We start from the raw sequence: 17,113 nt of genomic DNA, 5'->3' as shown, positions 1-17,113 counted from the left end.
ATGAAAAAGAATGTATTAAAAATTACAGCAATTTTAGGTTTAACTACAGTTTTACTTAATTCTTGCGGACCGAAAGAAAACACTCCGTTGGTATATTTCCCGGATATGTACTTTCCTGTAGCTTATGATCCATTGATGAAGGCTCAGGATGCGTATTCAGATCATGAAAATGAAATTCCGGCATTTGTTAAAAATAGTTTTGCAACAGGTCTTGCTCCAGTAGAAGGATCGGTTGCTCAAAATAAAGATGGCGTTTTTGAAGAAGGCTTACTTCCAAAAAATGTAGACGAATATAACGCAGGTTATGATGCATCTAAAAAGCTAAACGCTTCTCCTTTAAATCCGGCAAATGCTGCTAAGGATATCGAAAGAGGAAAAATGCTTTTTGATCATACTTGTGCTGCATGTCACGGAACAGGAGGTGATGGACAAGGACCAATTGTACAAAGCGGTGCTTTCTCTGGTGTACCAAACTATGCTGATAGAGAAATTACTGTAGGGTCTGTTCATTATGTACTAACAAACGGTAGAAATGCGATGGGATCTTATGCGGGACAACTTAACGCTGGAGACAGATGGAGAGTTGCAATGTATGTGATGAGCGCCTTCAAAAAAGGAGCGGCAGCACCCGCAGCAGCTACACCAGCTGCAGCTGCAACAGAGACTACTACCGAAACTAAAAAATAAGAAAAGAAATGTATAGTTTTTCACCAAAATTAAAATCAACTTCTCTAATACTTCTTGTTGTAGGTTTAGTTCTGTTTGGTATTGGTTTTTTCTTGAATAAAGGAATTAGCACAGAAAGAATAGAACAAATGATGGAAGCTGTTCATGCTTCCGGTCATACTGCTCCTACACATTCAAGTGAAATGATTGGTCCTCAGGATCACGCTGCTCACTTGGAACATGCAGAACTACAGATTCACAATCAGCCTTTAGCGGCAATACACTTTGTGGCTGTATTTTTCTTTGGAGTTAGCTGCGCGGTATTATTTTTCTATTGTATTCAGCACGCTGCTCACGCAGGATGGCCGATCATCATTACAAGAGTAATGGAAGCTATCGCTTCTTACATCCCTTACGGTGGTGCAATCTTGGTAATTTTAATGTTATTGAATATCTTCCACCAAGGTCACCTATTCCACTGGATGGATCCGGATTTAACAGATCCAAACTCTGCACATTTTGATGTGATCTTATTTGAAAAGAAAAGATTCTTAAATATTCCTTTCTATGCTATCAGAACATTGATCTACGTAATCGGAGCATCATTCTTCGCATGGAAATTGAAAGCACAGTCTAAAAAAGTAGATGATACAAAATCTTTAGTTGAGTATCAATTCCTTTACAGATGGGCTGTTGGATATATCGCATTCTTCGGGTTTGCTTCTGCAGCTTGGGCTTGGGACTGGTTGATGTCTATTGACCCTCACTGGTATTCTACAATGTATATCTGGTATTCAATGGTTAGCTGCCTTTCAAGTGGTATTGCTGTTATCATTTTATTAAGTGTTTATCTTAAGAAAAATGGTTTCTTACCACAGTTCAATGACAATCACTTGCATGATTTAGGAGTATTCCTTTTCGCTACAAGTATGCTTTGGACATACACATGGTTCGCACAGTTTATGCTTTATTGGTATGCAAACGTACCGGAAGAGGTAAACTACTTCTTCGGAAGATTCCAACACTATGGTGTTACTTTCTTACCAATGTTGATCATCAACTTCTTATTACCACTATTGGTATTAGTAAGTAGCAGCATCAAGAGAAACTACAAAGTAGTTACAGTAATGGCGATCGTGGTTATTTTAGGTCACTTATTAGATTACTTTAATATGGTAATGCCGGGAACGGTAGGACCTTTCTGGAACACTCCGGAAGTATTATTACTAATAGTAGGAGCTGTATTATTTGTAGTTGGATTGTTTATGTTTACAGTGCTTTCTGCATTAGCTAAACTTAAATTGATTCCTACAGGTAACCCATTCTTACATGAATCTGAAATTTATGAGTATCCTTTCTAAGGACTTGTAACAAAATAAAACTTTAAAAGACTGATTATTAATTAATCAGTCTTTTTTTATGGAATGAATTCATCATTTCGGGCAACTTTTTTAAAATTGTTTCGTCTTATTATTAGATTGGTTATATAACTATTAAAAAATTATTATGAAAAAAAGTTATCTGTTTTATATTCTATTCGTTTTTGCATTTCACTTGATCAATGCGCAGTCTGTTACTTTTGTTTCTGAAAAAACTAATAAGCCACTTCCCAAAGTTTCAGTTTTTGGAAAAGACGGAAGCATTCTTGCTTTTTCTGATATTGATGGAAAAATAGATAGAAAGTCTATAGACCCTTCTCAGGAAAAATTCCAGATTATCTATGACAATTTTTCGGTTGCGACTCTCTCCTATTCGGATTTTGCTCAAGACGTCATAAAGATCAATGACAGAGTAAAAGATATCGAAGCAGTAGTTATCAAAAATAATAAGCCTGCAAAATATATTTTTGTAAAAGGAAATTTCAACTCGTATGTAACCATCAACAACAAATTAAATTGCTACACAGACGGAATCGTCACTTACATTTTTGATAATAAAACCAAGAAACTGAAAAGTACAAATGTTGAGCAATACAGAATCTACAAACTGGAAGATGTAAAGTTTGAAAAAAAGCAGACTGCAATGTGGGATTACGATTCAACACTTGAAGTTCCGGACTTAAAAGAAGCGGGAAATATTTTAGATTATAAAAGTAAAAGATCAACCATTAAAGAATTGAAAGGCGACCAGAAAGATCAAATCGAAATTACAGGCGAAGCTTTACAGAAAAAAGAATTTGCGTTGTTCGGGTACAGATTTTTTGACATTAAAAGCATCTTAAATCTATCCTATGAAAAAGGAAGCAAAAAAACATTGCGTGATTTATTAGAATTCAATGAAATTAATTTTTTAAAGCTAAAGCATAAAAGTGAACCGGATTACAATCAATTAATTCTTTACACCAATTTCTATCCTACAGAATTAAACTTCAGCAACGAGAATGATATTGAAAAAGTGAAATTCAGAACAGATAACAGCAATTATCAGTCAAAATTCTGGGAATCACCATCTTTTCCGAATATGCAGAACGTTTTTAGCTCGTTTTTTAAAGATGATTTAAAAGAGCAACAAAATAAAAAATAAAAAATGTCTATTCGTAAAGGTTTTATTAAATTTGTAGCAAACCAAAAAAACATGAAAAAGTTTTCTTTTCTACTAATTTTCAGCTTATTGCTTTTCACGGCATGTAAGAAAGATCATGTAGATGCTACAAGTACACAAACTTTGCAGTCTAGTATCAATGATATGACTTCTAGCCTTCCAACCATTAAACAGATAAAATTTAATGAAGCTCTTTATATTCTTAAAACATTTGGAGTAGAAGCTGATGGCGATGTAAACGAATTGAAAGCTCTTGGAAAGCTTATTAACGGAAAAAAAGTTCCCGAAATTTTGACAATGGCCGATCAGGTTGCTCAAAAAAATGGTATCGAATGGGCAAGTACTGCCCCGCCTTCATTAGGTGAAATGAATATCTTCGGTGATGAAAAAGCAAAAGAAAGCGATTCAAACGATGTTAAAGCAAGCTCTTTAAGCATCATCACGAGACCTTCTGCAGACGATGGAAATGGCGCAACTGCTATCCAGATCATTCCAAGACTGGTAGATAATGCAGGAAATCCTGTTGCATTTACCGGAGCCGGTCTAGAAGCAACTTTGGAAGTTTTCAGTAATGGAGTAAGACTTTCTACCGCTAAAAACCTGATGCAGGATAATAATTTCAAAGGATTTAACCTGAAATTCTCATCACTTCTTGCTTCAAAAGTGGTTGACAATAAAATTGACATCACGGTTTCTGTAAAAACAACTGCAAAGACTTTCAAAATGTCTAAAATCGGACTGGATGTTAATCCATCTGCTTTAAAAGTTCCTGCACCGCCAAAAGTAGATTCTACAGCGGTAAATCAAGATCCTGCAGTTATTGATCCTAATAATCCTACGACTACAGTTCCACCAACAGGAACAACAGATCCTGCAGCAACGACAACTCCTGCAGCACCAAAACAGCCGGTTGCAGATCCTAAAAATACAGTAACGAAGTTTTTAAATAACGTAAGTTCTCAAAACCTTAAAGCTGCATTTGATGCTTCAAACAATCCAAACTGGGGAAGTTACGAGTCTTTCTCTAACCCCACTTCAGGTTTTGGATCTGTGAAAAATGTAAGCGTTAAAAACATCAGTTCAAATGCTACAAACCCTAATAATGCAAGCGTAAATGCAACTTACGACGTTACCGACAAAAACGGAAAAACAACTTCTTTAAAGGTAACTTTCGGACTTAAAAATGTAAACGGAGACTGGAAAATTTCCAGCTATAAAATAAACCCATAAATGGCTTCAAAAGAACTCATCAAAAAACTAGAAGATACGATTGAGAATATTCCTGATTTTCCGATTCCCGGGATTCAGTTTAAAGATATCTCTCCTATTTTCTTAGATCCAAAACTTTACGAAGATGTTATTAAAGATCTGGTAGCTTTCAGTAAAGGAAAAGTAGATGCAGTCTGCGGAATTGAAAGCCGAGGCTATTTATTCGGAATTGCCATTGCAGTAGCATTAGAAGTTCCGTTTATTTTAATCAGAAAAGCAGGAAAACTTCCTCCACCTATCATTTCAGAAAAATATGATCTGGAATATGGAAGTGCAGTCATCGAAACCCGCGAAGGACAGATCAAAAAAGGACAAAGAATTTTAATTCATGACGATCTCTTGGCAACAGGCGGAACTACGGAGGCTGCTGCTAAATTAGTTGAAAAACAAGGAGCAACAGTAACTCAATTCAGCTTCCTGATCGGTCTTACGGGTTTGAATGGTGATGAAAAATTAAAAAAATTCAACTCCGAGATCTATCATATTTTGGAATATTAATTAATGATACAAAAATGCTTCGACTCCGCTCAGCATGACATCGCTAAAAAATGACCGTTACAATAAAGCAGTTCGTATTAGAGATGTCATGCTGAGCGGAGTCGAAGCATCTTTGATTATAGTAAAAAGCATTATAAAAATACATTTGGAGTAAAGAATTAATAATTAGTTTAATAATACCCTCAAAGTATTTTGTAAATCATTCAGAAACAATTAAATTTGCAGTTCAATTTTTAAGAATTTATGGCAAAACTTACAAAGAATGCTCAGCACGAGCAAGAAGGTAAAGAAACAGTAGAGTTTTTTAAAGACCTTGACAGAGAGGCTTTAAACACAGAAAGGTTTCTTGAAAAATATTCAAAGCCTCTAGGTATTGTTTTTGGCGCACTTGTTTTAGGTGTTCTAGGGTTTTTCGCTTATCAGCAATTTATTGTAGCTCCTAAAAATGTTGAAGCTATGAAAACTTTCCTTTCTGCTCAGAAAAATCTTATGGAAGGTAAAGATAAAGAAGCTTTAGGAGGAAAATCTGCTGCAAACCCGGGTTTTGTAGGTACTTATAACGATTATTCTTCTACAAATATTGGTAAACTTGCCGGATACAACGCTGGTTTATTAAAATTCAAAGAAGGAAAATTCCAGGAAGCTTATGATCTTTTAGATCAATTTTCATCTGATAACAAAACATTGATGGCGATGAAATATGGCGCAATGGCAGATGCAAAATCTGGTCTTAACAAAAATGATGAAGCTTTATCATTATTAGACAAAGCATCTTCTGCATCTGATGATCCTTACACGACTTACTATTTCACAAGAAAGGCAGGTATTTTGGCATTAGGATTAAAGAAAAATGCAGATGCTAAAAAATATTTCTCTGCAATTGACGAAAAATATCAGGACTACGACAACGGAATGTCTGATTCTTATATTGAAATGACTAAATATTACTAAAAAATGGCAACAGTTAATCTATCCGATTACAAGCCACTTCATATAGCTAATGCCGAAGATTTTTCTATCGGCATTGTTTTTTCTGAGTGGAATGATTTTGTAACATACAATCTTCGTGATGCAGCTTTGGAAATCCTTGAAAAAGAAGGCGTAAAAGCTGAAAACATTAAACTTTTCCCGGTTCCGGGAGCATTTGAGCTTAACTATGCAAGCATGCAGCTTTGCAAGGAAAGAAAATACGACGCGGTAATTGCAATTGGTTGCGTGATCCGTGGAGAAACTCCTCATTTTGATTTTGTTTGCTCAGCAGTAGCTCAGGGAATTAAAGACTGTAATATCTTAACAGATACTCCTACTATTTTCTGTGTATTAACAGACGACACAAAAGAGCAGTCTATCGCAAGAAGCGGCGGCGATCTTGGAAATAAAGGGGTGGAAGCAGCGGTTACAGCACTAAGAATGGTAGATTTTAAAAAGAATTTATCTGAAAAAACCGGAAATATAGGTTTCGGACACTCATAATTTTAACATTCGTTATAAATTCATAAAACAAAAAGGGCTATAAGTAATAGTCCTTTTTTTATTGGTAACTCGTTTGTTTTCCGCATCCAAACGGATTTTATCTTCAGATATTTATTTTTTAATGATAAAAAACTCCTAATAATTAAGATGTTTACGGATTTTTTACTAATTGATTGTGAACAAAAAGTATCTTTGCGAAAAATCAACTTATAATTCAGCCAGATGATTACCCAAAAAATTAAACCTTTTTTATATTTAGGTATTTTTTACCTTATCGTTTCATTAGTTATAAGACTCGTCTTCTTATTTCATCCCATCACAACCGCAAGTTTTGGATTTTTTGAGATAATTAAAGTACTATCGATCGGAATTATTAATGACATCTTTGTATTCACCATTGCGAGTGTCTTCTTAGCACTGTACTTTTTATTTCTGTCCAATTCAAAGTATGACAAGCCATACGGACATATCATATTAGGAATACTCGTGCTTATTTTCCTTTACATACTCGTAATTCCAAACAATATTTTCAAACAATACGGAGGCTCAATTGCAGAGATTGCCCTTGCTTTTATTGGTCTAAAAATACTTTTCTTTGGATTAATGCTTTTCTTACCGGGCAAAAGGATTCAGATCAGAAATGTTCTTTACTTCATCATATTGTTTTTGTATTCGGTAATTATCATTTTCAACGCGGTAAGCGAATATTTCTTTTATAATGAATTTGGCTTGAGATACAATTTCATCGCTGTAGATTACCTAATTTATACCAACGAAGTTATCGGAAACATCATGGAAAGTTACCCTGTTGTTCCTTTATTCCTATCTATATTTGCTGTTGGGCTTGCAATCACATTCTTCATTTATAAAAAAACAAGAAAGGAGCTTCTGGATCTTCCGAACTTGAAACAGAAATTCATTTTATTAGGATCTTTCATTCTATTGGTTGCAGTAAGCTTATTCGGATTAAGTTTTACAACGAAAATTACCTCTCCAAATGTCTTCGCAGAAGAAATTGAAGCTAATGGATTACCTAAGTTCTATTGGGCATTTACTCATAATGAACTTGATTATTTCCAGTTTTATCCTAAAATAGATCAAAAATTAGCCGAAAAGAATTTCTTAAGTGAATTTTCTACTCCGGCTTTAACAAGAAATATTACCTCTGAACAACCTGAATTAAAGAAAAACGTTGTCTTAATTTCCATTGAAAGTCTTTCTGCTGATTTTATGGAACATTACGGAAACACAAAAAAACTGACTCCATTTTTGGATAGTCTGGCTGATAAATCGATGATGTTTACCAATCTTTATGCTACAGGAAACAGAACCGTCCGTGGTTTGGAAGCATTGACGCTTTGTATTCCTCCAACCGCCGGAGAAAGTATCATTAAAAGAGAAAATAATAAGAATAAATTCACGACCGGAAGTGTTTTCAAATCTAAAGGGTATGATGTGAAGTTTTTATACGGCGGATACAGTTATTTCGACAATATGCAGGATTTCTTTGCCGGAAATGGTTATGGAATTGTTGACAGAGATAATTTTAAACCCGAAGAAATTTCTTTTGCCAATGTTTGGGGGGTTGCCGATGAAGATATGGCTAAAAAAGCAATTCAGGTGATGAATGCCGAATCAAAATCAGGAAAGCCGTTTTTTAATCACTGGATGACGGTTTCCAATCACAGACCGTTTACTTATCCTGAAGGAAGAATTGATATTCCGGGAAATGCAAAATCCCGTGAAGGCGGAGTAAAATATACCGACTATTCGCTCAGAAAGTTCTTCGAAATGGCTAAAAAACAAGATTGGTATAAAAATACAGTCTTCGTTATTATCGCCGATCATTGTGCTTCCAGCGCAGGAGATACGGAATTGCCTATGGATAAATATAAAATTCCGGCAATGGTTTATTCTGAAGGATTTATTCAGCCTCAAAAATTTGATAAACTGATGTCTCAGATCGATGTAATGCCGACTGTTTTTGGGCTATTGAATTTTAATTATCAATCTAAATTCTTAGGTCAGGATGTCTTAAAAAGTGAATTTCAGCCTAAAGCTTATATTGCGACATATCAGGATCTGGGATTTGTGAAAGATGATCATTTAACGATAATTTCGCCTGTAAGAATTATCAGACAATATTCTTTGAAACAGAAACCTGGTAAATTATCTCCTCAATTCAATATTTATTATGACGAGAATATTTTAAAAGATCATAATCAAAAGCTTGTTGATGAAACAATTTCCGCGTATCAGTCTACTTCTTATTGGTTAAAAAACAATCAGTTGAATCGTTAATTTTGCTTACAGAAAATATTTTTATTGATAATTTTTCATGTAAATATTTAATGTTAATATTAATTTTATATTTTTAACTTTACGAACAAAATTAAACACATTATGAAATGGACAGACGATAGAGGTGGCAACGTTGAAGACCGTCGCGGAGGCGGTGGAAGTGGCGGTGCAATTGTAGGCGGCGGACTTGGAACTTTAATTATTGCCGCTATCATCTTCTTTCTGGGAGGAGATCCTTCAAGTATATTAAGCTCTGGCAGCATGTCTTCCCCACAAACTCAGACCGAGCAACGAGAATTAAGTGCCAATGACAAGAAAATTGGAGAAATGGTAGATATGATGGGAAAATGGAATATCCTGACATGGGATCAGGTTTTCAAGGAAAATGGCATGACTTATACCCCTCCAAAGATCATTCTTTTTACAGAAACTACTCAATCCGGATGCGGAACTGCACAATCTGCAATGGGACCTTTTTATTGTCCTGCAGATCAGTCTGTTTACATGGATATGAGTTTCTTTAACGAACTACAGCAAAGATTTGGCGCCCAAGTTACCGAATTCACAATTGCCTACGTTTTGGCACACGAAGTTGGTCACCACGTGCAAACGCTTTTAGGAACCACCCAAAAAGTTGATGCCTTAAGAAGAAGCGGAAGATATTCTGAAACCGAAATGAACAGAGTTTCTGTTGCAACCGAATTACAGGCTGATTTCTATGCCGGAGTTTGGGCTAAGAAAACAGATTCTAGAGAGCATATTTTAGAACCCGGCGATATTGAGTCTGCCATTGAAGCTGCACAGGCCGTTGGAGACGATAACATTCAGAAACGATCTCAGGGATATGTGAATCAGGAAAGCTTTACGCACGGCTCATCTGCACAGCGTAAAGAATGGTTTATGAAAGGTTATACTACCGGAGATATCAGACAAGGTGATACTTTCAATCAACTTTTAAAATAAATTGATCCTTATAAAAATTAAAAACCCTGAAGAAGCTCTTCAGGGTTTTGTTTTATTTCAACTCTATCGGATTGCTGTTGTTTTTAGCTTCCTCTTTTATTCTGTCTTCCATTCTCTTTCTCATTTCGGCAGGATTTTGATTTCCGCCACGGCCTCCACCGCCTCCACCTGATCTTGGTGAAGCAATACCACTACCTCCAATTCTGGTCTGAGAAAACCCTCCGCCTTGTTGGCTCATGAATGACATTGGATCAGTTCTGTATTTTTCCTGTTGTTTTAAATAATCTGCTCTTTTTACTTTAATGGTATTCCCAAACTGATTCATTGTCGGGAAATCGGCAATTTTATAGTTTTTCATTAAATCAAAAGAATACTCTCCCTGAGCATCTTCCACTTTTACGATCAACCCTGGAAGTCCCGTAAATTTGTACGGCCCATCCTGATAAGGCAGATCCGTTGTAAACCAAGCCGTCCATTTTCTGCCGCCGAAATCTGTTTCAGCTTTTTGAACTTTATACTCTCCGATTTTTGTGGTTTCAGGAAGGATCTTCCAGGTTAAGGGGCGATCTTCTTCGTAAGAATAATTATCCCGGCCTATTCTGTCTTTAAAAAAAGTCTTTTGATTGATTTTATCTTTTTCTATTGAATAATTAATATTTGAACGCAACCCTTCCATTTGATCTCTGTTAAAACCTCTCGCACCACCGCTTTGAAAGTTTTGCTGCATGATAGAATCTCTTTTCAGTCTGTTTTCAGAATAAAACATAGATTTTTCTGCTGAGATATCCAGATATGCATTTTCGGTCTTTATATCGTTTTTATTTGCTGCATCTGGCTTCATGGTCACCTGATACACAAATCTGTTGGCTTGTGCATAGATGTTCTGCATGAACAGTGCTAAAGCAATGATTCCTATTTTTTTCATTTTAAATTTTATTTTAATTCAATTGGGTTTTGGTTCATACTGCTTTTAAAAGAAGTATTTTCTGTATTAGCGCTTGACATCGATGGATTATTGCCCTCCATTCCTCCTCTGTGAGACATTCCTTCACCACCACCTAAATGATTGCCGCCTCTCATACCGCCCATTCCGGCGCCATGTCTTCCTCCGCCGCCGTTAAAACCTTGCATCCCCTCTCCATTACCACCCAGCCTTTTGTTTTTTACAAATTCCAGCTCCAATGCGGCTTTATCTCCATTAAAGTTTACCCTTGTGCTTAGCTTAGCATCAGAACTAATGGGTTCTTCAAAAGCATTTTTAACGATAATTTTCTTAATAAGATCAAATTTATAATCGCCTTTATCATCTTCTAGCTTCACAATCAGTCCCGGTAATCCCGAAAGTTTGTAGGGGCCGTCAGAAATAGCAATGTCTTTTGTAAACCATGCCGTCCAGATTCTACCTCCAAAATTGGCTACTGCTTTTTGGGACAGATATCCGTTCTGTTTCTCTGTGACATCAGTTATCTCCCATTTTAAAGGTCTGTCTTCCTGATAATAAATTTGCTTCCCGACTACTCTATCATAATAATAAACCTTTTGCCCGGGAATATCTTTAGTAATGTAATATTCAAAAAAAGTAGGCTCAAGATGTTTTTTTATACCAAGCTTCGAAAAATCTTTTTCTCCTTTTTTAATATCTTGTTTTTCGTCAAGTTTAAATGTTGAGAATAAAGAATCTTTAATTAATTTATTTTCACTGATAAACAAAGAATGATTTCCTTTAATATCTAAAAATGTTTTCTCGTTCTTTAAACTCACCAGATTAATCGAATCCGGATTCACCGAAGTTTCATAAATGTATCTTGTAGTCTGTGCGTAAGACATTGTTACTAAAAACAACACTAAAAAAACAAAAAGTTTCTTTTTCATTATTATTTCTTTTATAGATAAAAAATCCTATTCAAAGTTAAATCAAAAACAGAGTTTCCCGATTGGGGATAGAAAATTTATACAATTTTAACATTAACAATCATATCAATAATGAACTTAATAAGATTAGAATCATTAAAATAGATATCTTCAATTTGAGATTGCGGAAATTAGTTCGTATTTTTGCAAGATTAAATCATTCTAAATAAATACAATGATAAAAGTATCAGACCAAGCAAAGGCAAAAGCTATCCAACTTATGACGGAAGATGGCTTCAACCCTGCTGAAGATTATATAAGAGTAGGGGTGAAAAGTGGAGGATGTTCTGGTTTAGAGTATGTTTTGGGATTTGACAATCAAAAAGCAGACACAGATCAAATTTTTGAAGACAATGATGTGAAAATTGTTGTTGAAAAAAAAGCTATCCTTTATTTAGCAGGAACAATTCTTGAGTATTCAGGAGGATTAAACGGAAAGGGGTTTGTTTTCAACAATCCTAATGCATCCAGAACGTGTGGTTGTGGAGAGAGTTTTTCTTTATAATTAGAAGTTAGAAACTAGAGGTTAGAAGTTAGCATATTGCGAAATTTTAACATCTGCATTTTAACATCTAAAATCTATTAAAATGAGTAAATACACTGAAGACGACTTAAGAGTCGATTTAGAAAATAAGAAATATGAATTCGGTTGGGAAACAAAGATCGATTATGAAGATTTCCCGATTGGTTTAAATGAAGATATCGTTCGTGCCATCTCTGCTAAAAAAGAAGAGCCGGAATGGATGACTGAATGGCGTTTGGAATCTTTCAGAATCTGGCTGAAAATGACAGAACCTGATTGGGCAAACATTAAATATACAAAACCTGATTTTCAGGCGATTAAATATTATGCAGCCCCTAAATCTAAGCCAGAACTAGAAAGCTTAGATGAAGTAGATCCGGAATTATTGGCAACTTTTGCCAAATTAGGAATCAATATTGAAGAACAAAAAAGACTTTCAGGAGTTGCTGTAGATATCGTAATAGATTCAGTTTCTGTTAAAACGACCTTTCAGGACACGTTAATGGAAAAAGGAATTATTTTCTGTTCAATTTCTGAGGCGATCAAAAATCACCCGGATCTTGTTAAGAAATATCTTGGTAAAGTAGTTCCTAGAGGAGATAATTTTTATGCAGCATTAAATTCTGCAGTATTTTCTGACGGAAGTTTCTGCTATATTCCAAAAGGCGTAAGATGTCCTATGGAACTTTCGACTTATTTCCGTATCAATCAGGCAGGAACAGGTCAGTTTGAAAGAACGATCGTTATCGCTGATGAAGGAAGTTATGTTTCTTACCTTGAAGGCTGTACAGCACCATCAAGAGACGAAAACCAGCTTCACGCCGCTGTTGTAGAACTTATTGCAATGGATGGTGCTGAAATTAAATATTCAACCGTTCAAAACTGGTATCCGGGAAATGAAGAAGGAAAAGGAGGTGTTTTCAATTTTGTAACGAAAAGAGGACTTTGCGAAAGAAATGCAAAAATCTCTTGGACTCAGGTTGAAACCGGTTCTGCTGTAACTTGGAAATATCCGTCTTGTATCTTGAAAGGTGATAACTCAATTGGTGAGTTCTACTCTATTGCTGTGACTAACAATCACCAATATGCAGATACAGGAACAAAAATGATCCACATTGGTAAAAATACCAGATCAACGATCATTTCTAAAGGAATCTCTGCAGGAAAATCTCAGAATTCATACAGAGGTTTGGTAAAAGTAATGCCTTCTGCAAAAGGAGCAAGAAATTTCTCTCAATGTGACTCTTTGCTAATGGGTAACGAATGTGGTGCACATACCTTCCCTTATATTGAAATTAAAGATCCTACGGCTCAGTTAGAGCACGAGGCAACGACTTCAAAAATCGGTGAAGATCAGATTTTCTACTGTAACCAAAGAGGTATTGATACTGAAAGAGCAATTGCTTTGATCGTCAACGGATTCAGTAAAGAAGTTTTAAATAAATTACCAATGGAATTTGCTATTGAAGCGCAGAAACTGTTGGAAATTTCATTAGAGGGTTCTGTAGGATAGATATATAAGTATTAAGTTTTTATTTGATAAATTCTTAATGTTTAAAACAAAAAATAAAGAAATAGTATTTCATTGATAAGCGTTAGCGCCTTTGTTTAGCAAAGGAGATTAAAAAAATCTTAGTCTAGCCTTGCGATAAATTTAAAAGTATGTTAAATATAAAAAACTTGCACGCCAAAATTGCAGATGGCGCAGAAATTTTAAAAGGTATCAATCTCGAAATAAAACCGGGTGAAGTTCATGCGATCATGGGACCAAACGGAGCCGGAAAATCTACTCTTTCTTCTGTAATTGCAGGAAAAGAAGAGTATGAAGTTACAGACGGGGAAATTCTTTTTCAAGGAGAAGACATCATTGAAGATGCTCCGGAAGACAGAGCGCACAAAGGTATTTTCCTTTCTTTCCAATATCCTGTGGAAATTCCCGGGGTTTCTGTAACCAACTTTATCAAAGCTGCTTTAAACGAAACCAGAAAAGCAAACGGATTGGAAGACATGTCTGCAAAAGAAATGTTAGCGATGATTCGTGAGAAATCTGAGCAATTGGGAATTAAAAAAGATTTCCTTTCAAGATCATTAAATGAAGGTTTTTCAGGAGGTGAAAAGAAAAGAAACGAAATCTTCCAGATGATGATGCTTAACCCAAAATTGGCTATTCTTGATGAAACAGATTCAGGATTAGACATTGATGCGTTGAGAATCGTTGCAGATGGAGTAAATACATTCAAAAACGAAGGAAATGCAGTTCTTTTGATTACTCACTATCAAAGATTGCTTAACTATATTCAACCTGATTTTGTACACGTTTTAGCAGACGGAAAGATCATCAAAACAGGAGACAAATCTCTGGCTTTAGAGCTTGAAGAGAAAGGTTACGATTGGCTTCTTAATTAAGAAGAAAAAGTTTTCAGTTAAGATTTTATCAATTTTAACTAAAAAACAAAGCGGAAAAACCGCAGTATTATTACAATATTCAAATATATAAAAAAGGTGTGATGGCCGAAATCGCAGTAATGGCTTTATACGATCAAATTATTGACAACCACGGTGAATTTTTGGAAGGTCTTCGTCACAGATTTCTGGATGAAGATAGAAAATCTGCTCTTCAAAAGTTTGAAAGCATTGGTTTTCCTACCAAAAAAGACGAAGAATATAAATATACCAACATCAAAGAGATCACGGAGAAAAACTATAACTTTTTCCCGAAAGAAAGTCACAATATCACCAAAGAGCAATTCGACGAACTGCATTTAGGGGAAGAAAATTTTGACTGGATCGTTTTTGTAAACGGTAAACTTCATAAAGAATTATCTAAAGTTTCTATCGAAAATGTAGAATTCTTATCATTTAATTACGCTTTGAATGACGAGAACCACAAAGAAGTTTTTGAGAAATATTTTAATACAATTGCTGACGGAAATTCGGCTTTTACAGATTTAAATCTTGCATATTGCAAATACGGTTTCTTTCTGAAAGTTCCGAAAAATGTAGTGATTGAAAAACCAATCCATGTTTTCTATATCTCTCAAAATCAAGAAGAAAACACTTTCTACAACACAAGAAATTTGTTGATCGTAGAAGATGGAGCAAAAGTGGAAATTATCGAAAGTCACCACAATTTTGATGATACATTTGTATTAACAAATTCTGTAACGGAGATTTTCACGTATCCAAATGCAAAAGCAGATTGGCACAAACTTCAAAACGATAATGATACGTCTTATCTTGTTGACAGTACTTTCGCAAAGCAGGAAAAAGACAGTTTAACAACAGTTAACACGTTCACTTTCGGAGGTAAATTGGTTAGAAATAACCTGGATTTTATTCATAATGGATCAAACATTAATTCATTCATGAACGGAATCACAATTATTGGGAAAGACCAATTGGTAGACCACCACACGGCGGTTCATCATAAGACACCCAACTGTGAAAGTTACCAGAATTACAAAGGTATTTTCAAAGATAATGCGCACGGCGTATTTAACGGAAAGGTTTTCGTTGATAAGATCGCTCAGAAAACGAATGCTTATCAGCAAAATAACAATGTTTTGTTAAACGAAGGAGCTACAATTGATACAAAACCTCAGTTGGAGATTTTCGCAGACGATGTGAAGTGTTCTCACGGCTGTACGGTTGGACAATTGAATGAGGATGCATTATTTTATCTAAGAGCAAGAGGTATTTCTAAAAAAGAAGCGCAGGCTTTATTGTTATATGCGTTTGCAAATGATGCGATGCAGAATATCGATATTGAACCTCTTAAAGAGAAAGTTTCAAAGCTTTTGGCAGAGAAACTAAACGTAGACATAGAGTTCTAAAAATAAATTGATCATAAAAAAGCACTTCAATTTGAAGTGCTTTTTTTATTTAAAGTGGCTGATTTTATTGCTTTTACATGGACAATTCACTTGCGAAGCAAAATTTACCATTCACCTATTTATTTCTTCATCCAAGATTGATTATCTTTTTTATCAGAACGTTTTCTGCCGTTATCAATATTATATGCAAAACCAACGCCTAAAGTCTGCTTTAGCTGCGTTTTTTGAATCTGATTATGATCGTACATTAAATCCAATGTAATATTTGATGAGATAAACTTATTAATTTTCATATTCAGAACAGCGCCGTAAGCAAGAACTAATCTTTCAGGATGATCCAGATAATTTGAAAATACCGAAGCTGTGTTTGTAAGATTAATATTTTCCATCAGTTTCACTTTATAAATTGCTGTTCCCAAGAATCCGAACTGGAAAAGTGAAGAATCTCCGTCATTTTTTAAACCATAACTTCCGGCATATTGTAAGTCTTTATCCAATACGAAAGTCCATCTTGCATTGGCAGGACGAAGCGTCATCGTAAAATTATCATTAGGACGGTACGTTACACCAGCTCCAATATTCACATATCCCGGAGCCATAAAATTGGATATTTTCTTAGCATCCGGATTGTTTCCATCTTCATAACCTCCCGCAAACTGAGTCTGTAAGCTCGCACCTCCGGAAAGATACCAGTTCTTTCTAAATTCTCTTCCGTAGTTTGTTGAAAGATTAATAACGTCCTGTGTTTTTCTTGTGCCGACACCTTTCGTATTATTCTGTCCATAGCCAAGAATTACGATGTTTTCCCAAAGATCTTTGCCTTTTTCGTAGGTCATGTTATAATTAACTCCGGCAAGCCAGCCAACGTTATTGGCTCCTCCGCCTACCCAATTTGAAAAGGCAGCCTGATTCAGCATTAAAGTATTTTGCCCCTGAATAGACCATGCTTTTGTAGTATCCACCACTGGCGCATCAGCTTTTGTTTCTTGTGCAACCGCGCTTATTCCAAGAGAAATGGAAATTAATAATAAACCTTTTTTCATAGTTGAATAATTTTATTAACACAAAAGTATAAATATAATTTTTGTTAAAAAACAAATCACTTATTTTTGACATAACTATTCACCACATAACA

The 17,113-nt window shown here is 35.2% G+C and carries 16 protein-coding genes; 13 read left to right on the top strand and 3 right to left on the bottom strand.

Features of this window, described 5'->3' with window-relative positions; translation table 11 throughout:
* The 9 genes from BT156_RS11595 (at position 1) to ypfJ (ending at position 9,711) form a co-directional block, all read left to right on the top strand.
* Entirely contained in the window at positions 1-687 is a 687-nt protein-coding gene (locus BT156_RS11595; protein WP_072410252.1) for a c-type cytochrome, read from the top strand.
* An 8-nt stretch (positions 688-695) separates the two neighbouring features.
* Positions 696-2,027, top strand: a complete 1,332-nt coding sequence (locus tag BT156_RS11590; protein ID WP_072410250.1) for a quinol:cytochrome C oxidoreductase — start codon at positions 696-698, stop codon at positions 2,025-2,027.
* Between the two features lie 145 nt (positions 2,028-2,172).
* Entirely contained in the window at positions 2,173-3,189 is a 1,017-nt protein-coding gene (locus tag BT156_RS11585; RefSeq protein ID WP_072410248.1) for a hypothetical protein, read from the top strand.
* A gap of 51 nt (positions 3,190-3,240) precedes the next feature.
* Positions 3,241-4,437: an NTF2-like N-terminal transpeptidase gene (locus BT156_RS11580; protein WP_072410393.1), complete on the top strand. Its 1,197-nt coding sequence runs from the start codon at positions 3,241-3,243 to the stop codon at positions 4,435-4,437.
* Positions 4,438-4,974, top strand: a complete 537-nt coding sequence (locus BT156_RS11575) for an adenine phosphoribosyltransferase (RefSeq protein ID WP_066753751.1) — start codon at positions 4,438-4,440, stop codon at positions 4,972-4,974.
* Positions 4,975-5,217: 243 nt separating this feature from the next.
* Complete coding sequence (locus BT156_RS11570) at positions 5,218-5,925, top strand: YfgM family protein (RefSeq protein ID WP_072410247.1); 708 nt, start codon at positions 5,218-5,220, stop codon at positions 5,923-5,925.
* Positions 5,926-5,928: 3 nt separating this feature from the next.
* On the top strand, positions 5,929-6,447 hold the full coding sequence (gene ribH, locus BT156_RS11565; protein ID WP_072410245.1) for a 6,7-dimethyl-8-ribityllumazine synthase: 519 nt from the start codon (positions 5,929-5,931) through the stop codon (positions 6,445-6,447).
* A gap of 222 nt (positions 6,448-6,669) precedes the next feature.
* Complete coding sequence (locus tag BT156_RS11560; protein ID WP_072410243.1) at positions 6,670-8,748, top strand: LTA synthase family protein; 2,079 nt, start codon at positions 6,670-6,672, stop codon at positions 8,746-8,748.
* 102 nt (positions 8,749-8,850) lie between these two features.
* On the top strand, positions 8,851-9,711 hold the full coding sequence (gene ypfJ, locus BT156_RS11555; RefSeq protein WP_072410241.1) for a KPN_02809 family neutral zinc metallopeptidase: 861 nt from the start codon (positions 8,851-8,853) through the stop codon (positions 9,709-9,711).
* Positions 9,712-9,763: 52 nt separating this feature from the next.
* Here ypfJ and BT156_RS11550 read toward each other — a convergent pair whose 3' ends face one another.
* Positions 9,764-10,636, bottom strand: a complete 873-nt coding sequence (locus tag BT156_RS11550; protein WP_072410239.1) for a GLPGLI family protein — start codon at positions 10,634-10,636, stop codon at positions 9,764-9,766.
* An 8-nt stretch (positions 10,637-10,644) separates the two neighbouring features.
* Complete coding sequence (locus BT156_RS11545; RefSeq protein ID WP_072410237.1) at positions 10,645-11,583, bottom strand: GLPGLI family protein; 939 nt, start codon at positions 11,581-11,583, stop codon at positions 10,645-10,647.
* A gap of 214 nt (positions 11,584-11,797) precedes the next feature.
* On the opposite strand from BT156_RS11545, the gene BT156_RS11540 reads away from it, so the two are divergent.
* From BT156_RS11540 to sufD, 4 genes are all read left to right on the top strand, one after another.
* Entirely contained in the window at positions 11,798-12,127 is a 330-nt protein-coding gene (locus BT156_RS11540) for a HesB/IscA family protein (RefSeq protein ID WP_072410235.1), read from the top strand.
* 82 nt (positions 12,128-12,209) lie between these two features.
* A complete protein-coding gene (gene sufB, locus BT156_RS11535) occupies positions 12,210-13,658 on the top strand; it encodes a Fe-S cluster assembly protein SufB (RefSeq protein ID WP_072410233.1) in 1,449 nt (482 codons plus the stop codon).
* A 149-nt stretch (positions 13,659-13,807) separates the two neighbouring features.
* On the top strand, positions 13,808-14,551 hold the full coding sequence (sufC, locus tag BT156_RS11530) for a Fe-S cluster assembly ATPase SufC (protein WP_072410231.1): 744 nt from the start codon (positions 13,808-13,810) through the stop codon (positions 14,549-14,551).
* A 119-nt stretch (positions 14,552-14,670) separates the two neighbouring features.
* The gene (gene sufD / locus BT156_RS11525; protein ID WP_072410392.1) at positions 14,671-15,978 is read left to right on the top strand and encodes a Fe-S cluster assembly protein SufD; all 1,308 of its coding nucleotides are present in this window, start codon (positions 14,671-14,673) and stop codon (positions 15,976-15,978) included.
* A gap of 119 nt (positions 15,979-16,097) precedes the next feature.
* Here the strand turns inward: sufD and BT156_RS11520 are convergent, their stop codons facing one another.
* Positions 16,098-17,021 carry a DUF3078 domain-containing protein gene (locus tag BT156_RS11520; protein WP_072410228.1) on the bottom strand — a complete coding sequence of 308 codons (924 nt, stop codon included), beginning with the start codon at positions 17,019-17,021 and terminating at the stop codon, positions 16,098-16,100.
* Positions 17,022-17,113 lie beyond the last annotated feature (92 nt).

Source organism: Chryseobacterium limigenitum, from assembly GCF_900114875.1.
GTDB lineage: Bacteria > Bacteroidota > Bacteroidia > Flavobacteriales > Weeksellaceae > Chryseobacterium > Chryseobacterium limigenitum.
The sequence above is the reverse complement of the archived record's forward strand: the minus strand, read 5'-3'. Positions and strand labels throughout refer to the sequence as shown.

What these genes read in the sequence shown, in the direction of transcription:
- ribH (WP_072410245.1), top strand. Translation starts at nt 5,929, where the DNA reads ATGGCAACAGTTAATCTATCCGATTACAAGCCACTTCATATAGCTAAT.
- BT156_RS11570 (WP_072410247.1), top strand. Translation starts at nt 5,218, where the DNA reads ATGGCAAAACTTACAAAGAATGCTCAGCACGAGCAAGAAGGTAAAGAA.
- sufC (WP_072410231.1), top strand. Translation starts at nt 13,808, where the DNA reads ATGTTAAATATAAAAAACTTGCACGCCAAAATTGCAGATGGCGCAGAA.
- BT156_RS11590 (WP_072410250.1), top strand. Translation starts at nt 696, where the DNA reads ATGTATAGTTTTTCACCAAAATTAAAATCAACTTCTCTAATACTTCTT.
- sufD (WP_072410392.1), top strand. Translation starts at nt 14,671, where the DNA reads ATGGCTTTATACGATCAAATTATTGACAACCACGGTGAATTTTTGGAA.
- BT156_RS11545 (WP_072410237.1), bottom strand. Translation starts at nt 11,583, where the DNA reads ATGAAAAAGAAACTTTTTGTTTTTTTAGTGTTGTTTTTAGTAACAATG.
- BT156_RS11520 (WP_072410228.1), bottom strand. Translation starts at nt 17,021, where the DNA reads ATGAAAAAAGGTTTATTATTAATTTCCATTTCTCTTGGAATAAGCGCG.
- BT156_RS11585 (WP_072410248.1), top strand. Translation starts at nt 2,173, where the DNA reads ATGAAAAAAAGTTATCTGTTTTATATTCTATTCGTTTTTGCATTTCAC.
- BT156_RS11550 (WP_072410239.1), bottom strand. Translation starts at nt 10,636, where the DNA reads ATGAAAAAAATAGGAATCATTGCTTTAGCACTGTTCATGCAGAACATC.
- BT156_RS11595 (WP_072410252.1), top strand. Translation starts at nt 1, where the DNA reads ATGAAAAAGAATGTATTAAAAATTACAGCAATTTTAGGTTTAACTACA.
- BT156_RS11540 (WP_072410235.1), top strand. Translation starts at nt 11,798, where the DNA reads ATGATAAAAGTATCAGACCAAGCAAAGGCAAAAGCTATCCAACTTATG.
- ypfJ (WP_072410241.1), top strand. Translation starts at nt 8,851, where the DNA reads ATGAAATGGACAGACGATAGAGGTGGCAACGTTGAAGACCGTCGCGGA.
- BT156_RS11575 (WP_066753751.1), top strand. Translation starts at nt 4,438, where the DNA reads ATGGCTTCAAAAGAACTCATCAAAAAACTAGAAGATACGATTGAGAAT.
- BT156_RS11580 (WP_072410393.1), top strand. Translation starts at nt 3,241, where the DNA reads ATGAAAAAGTTTTCTTTTCTACTAATTTTCAGCTTATTGCTTTTCACG.
- BT156_RS11560 (WP_072410243.1), top strand. Translation starts at nt 6,670, where the DNA reads ATGATTACCCAAAAAATTAAACCTTTTTTATATTTAGGTATTTTTTAC.
- sufB (WP_072410233.1), top strand. Translation starts at nt 12,210, where the DNA reads ATGAGTAAATACACTGAAGACGACTTAAGAGTCGATTTAGAAAATAAG.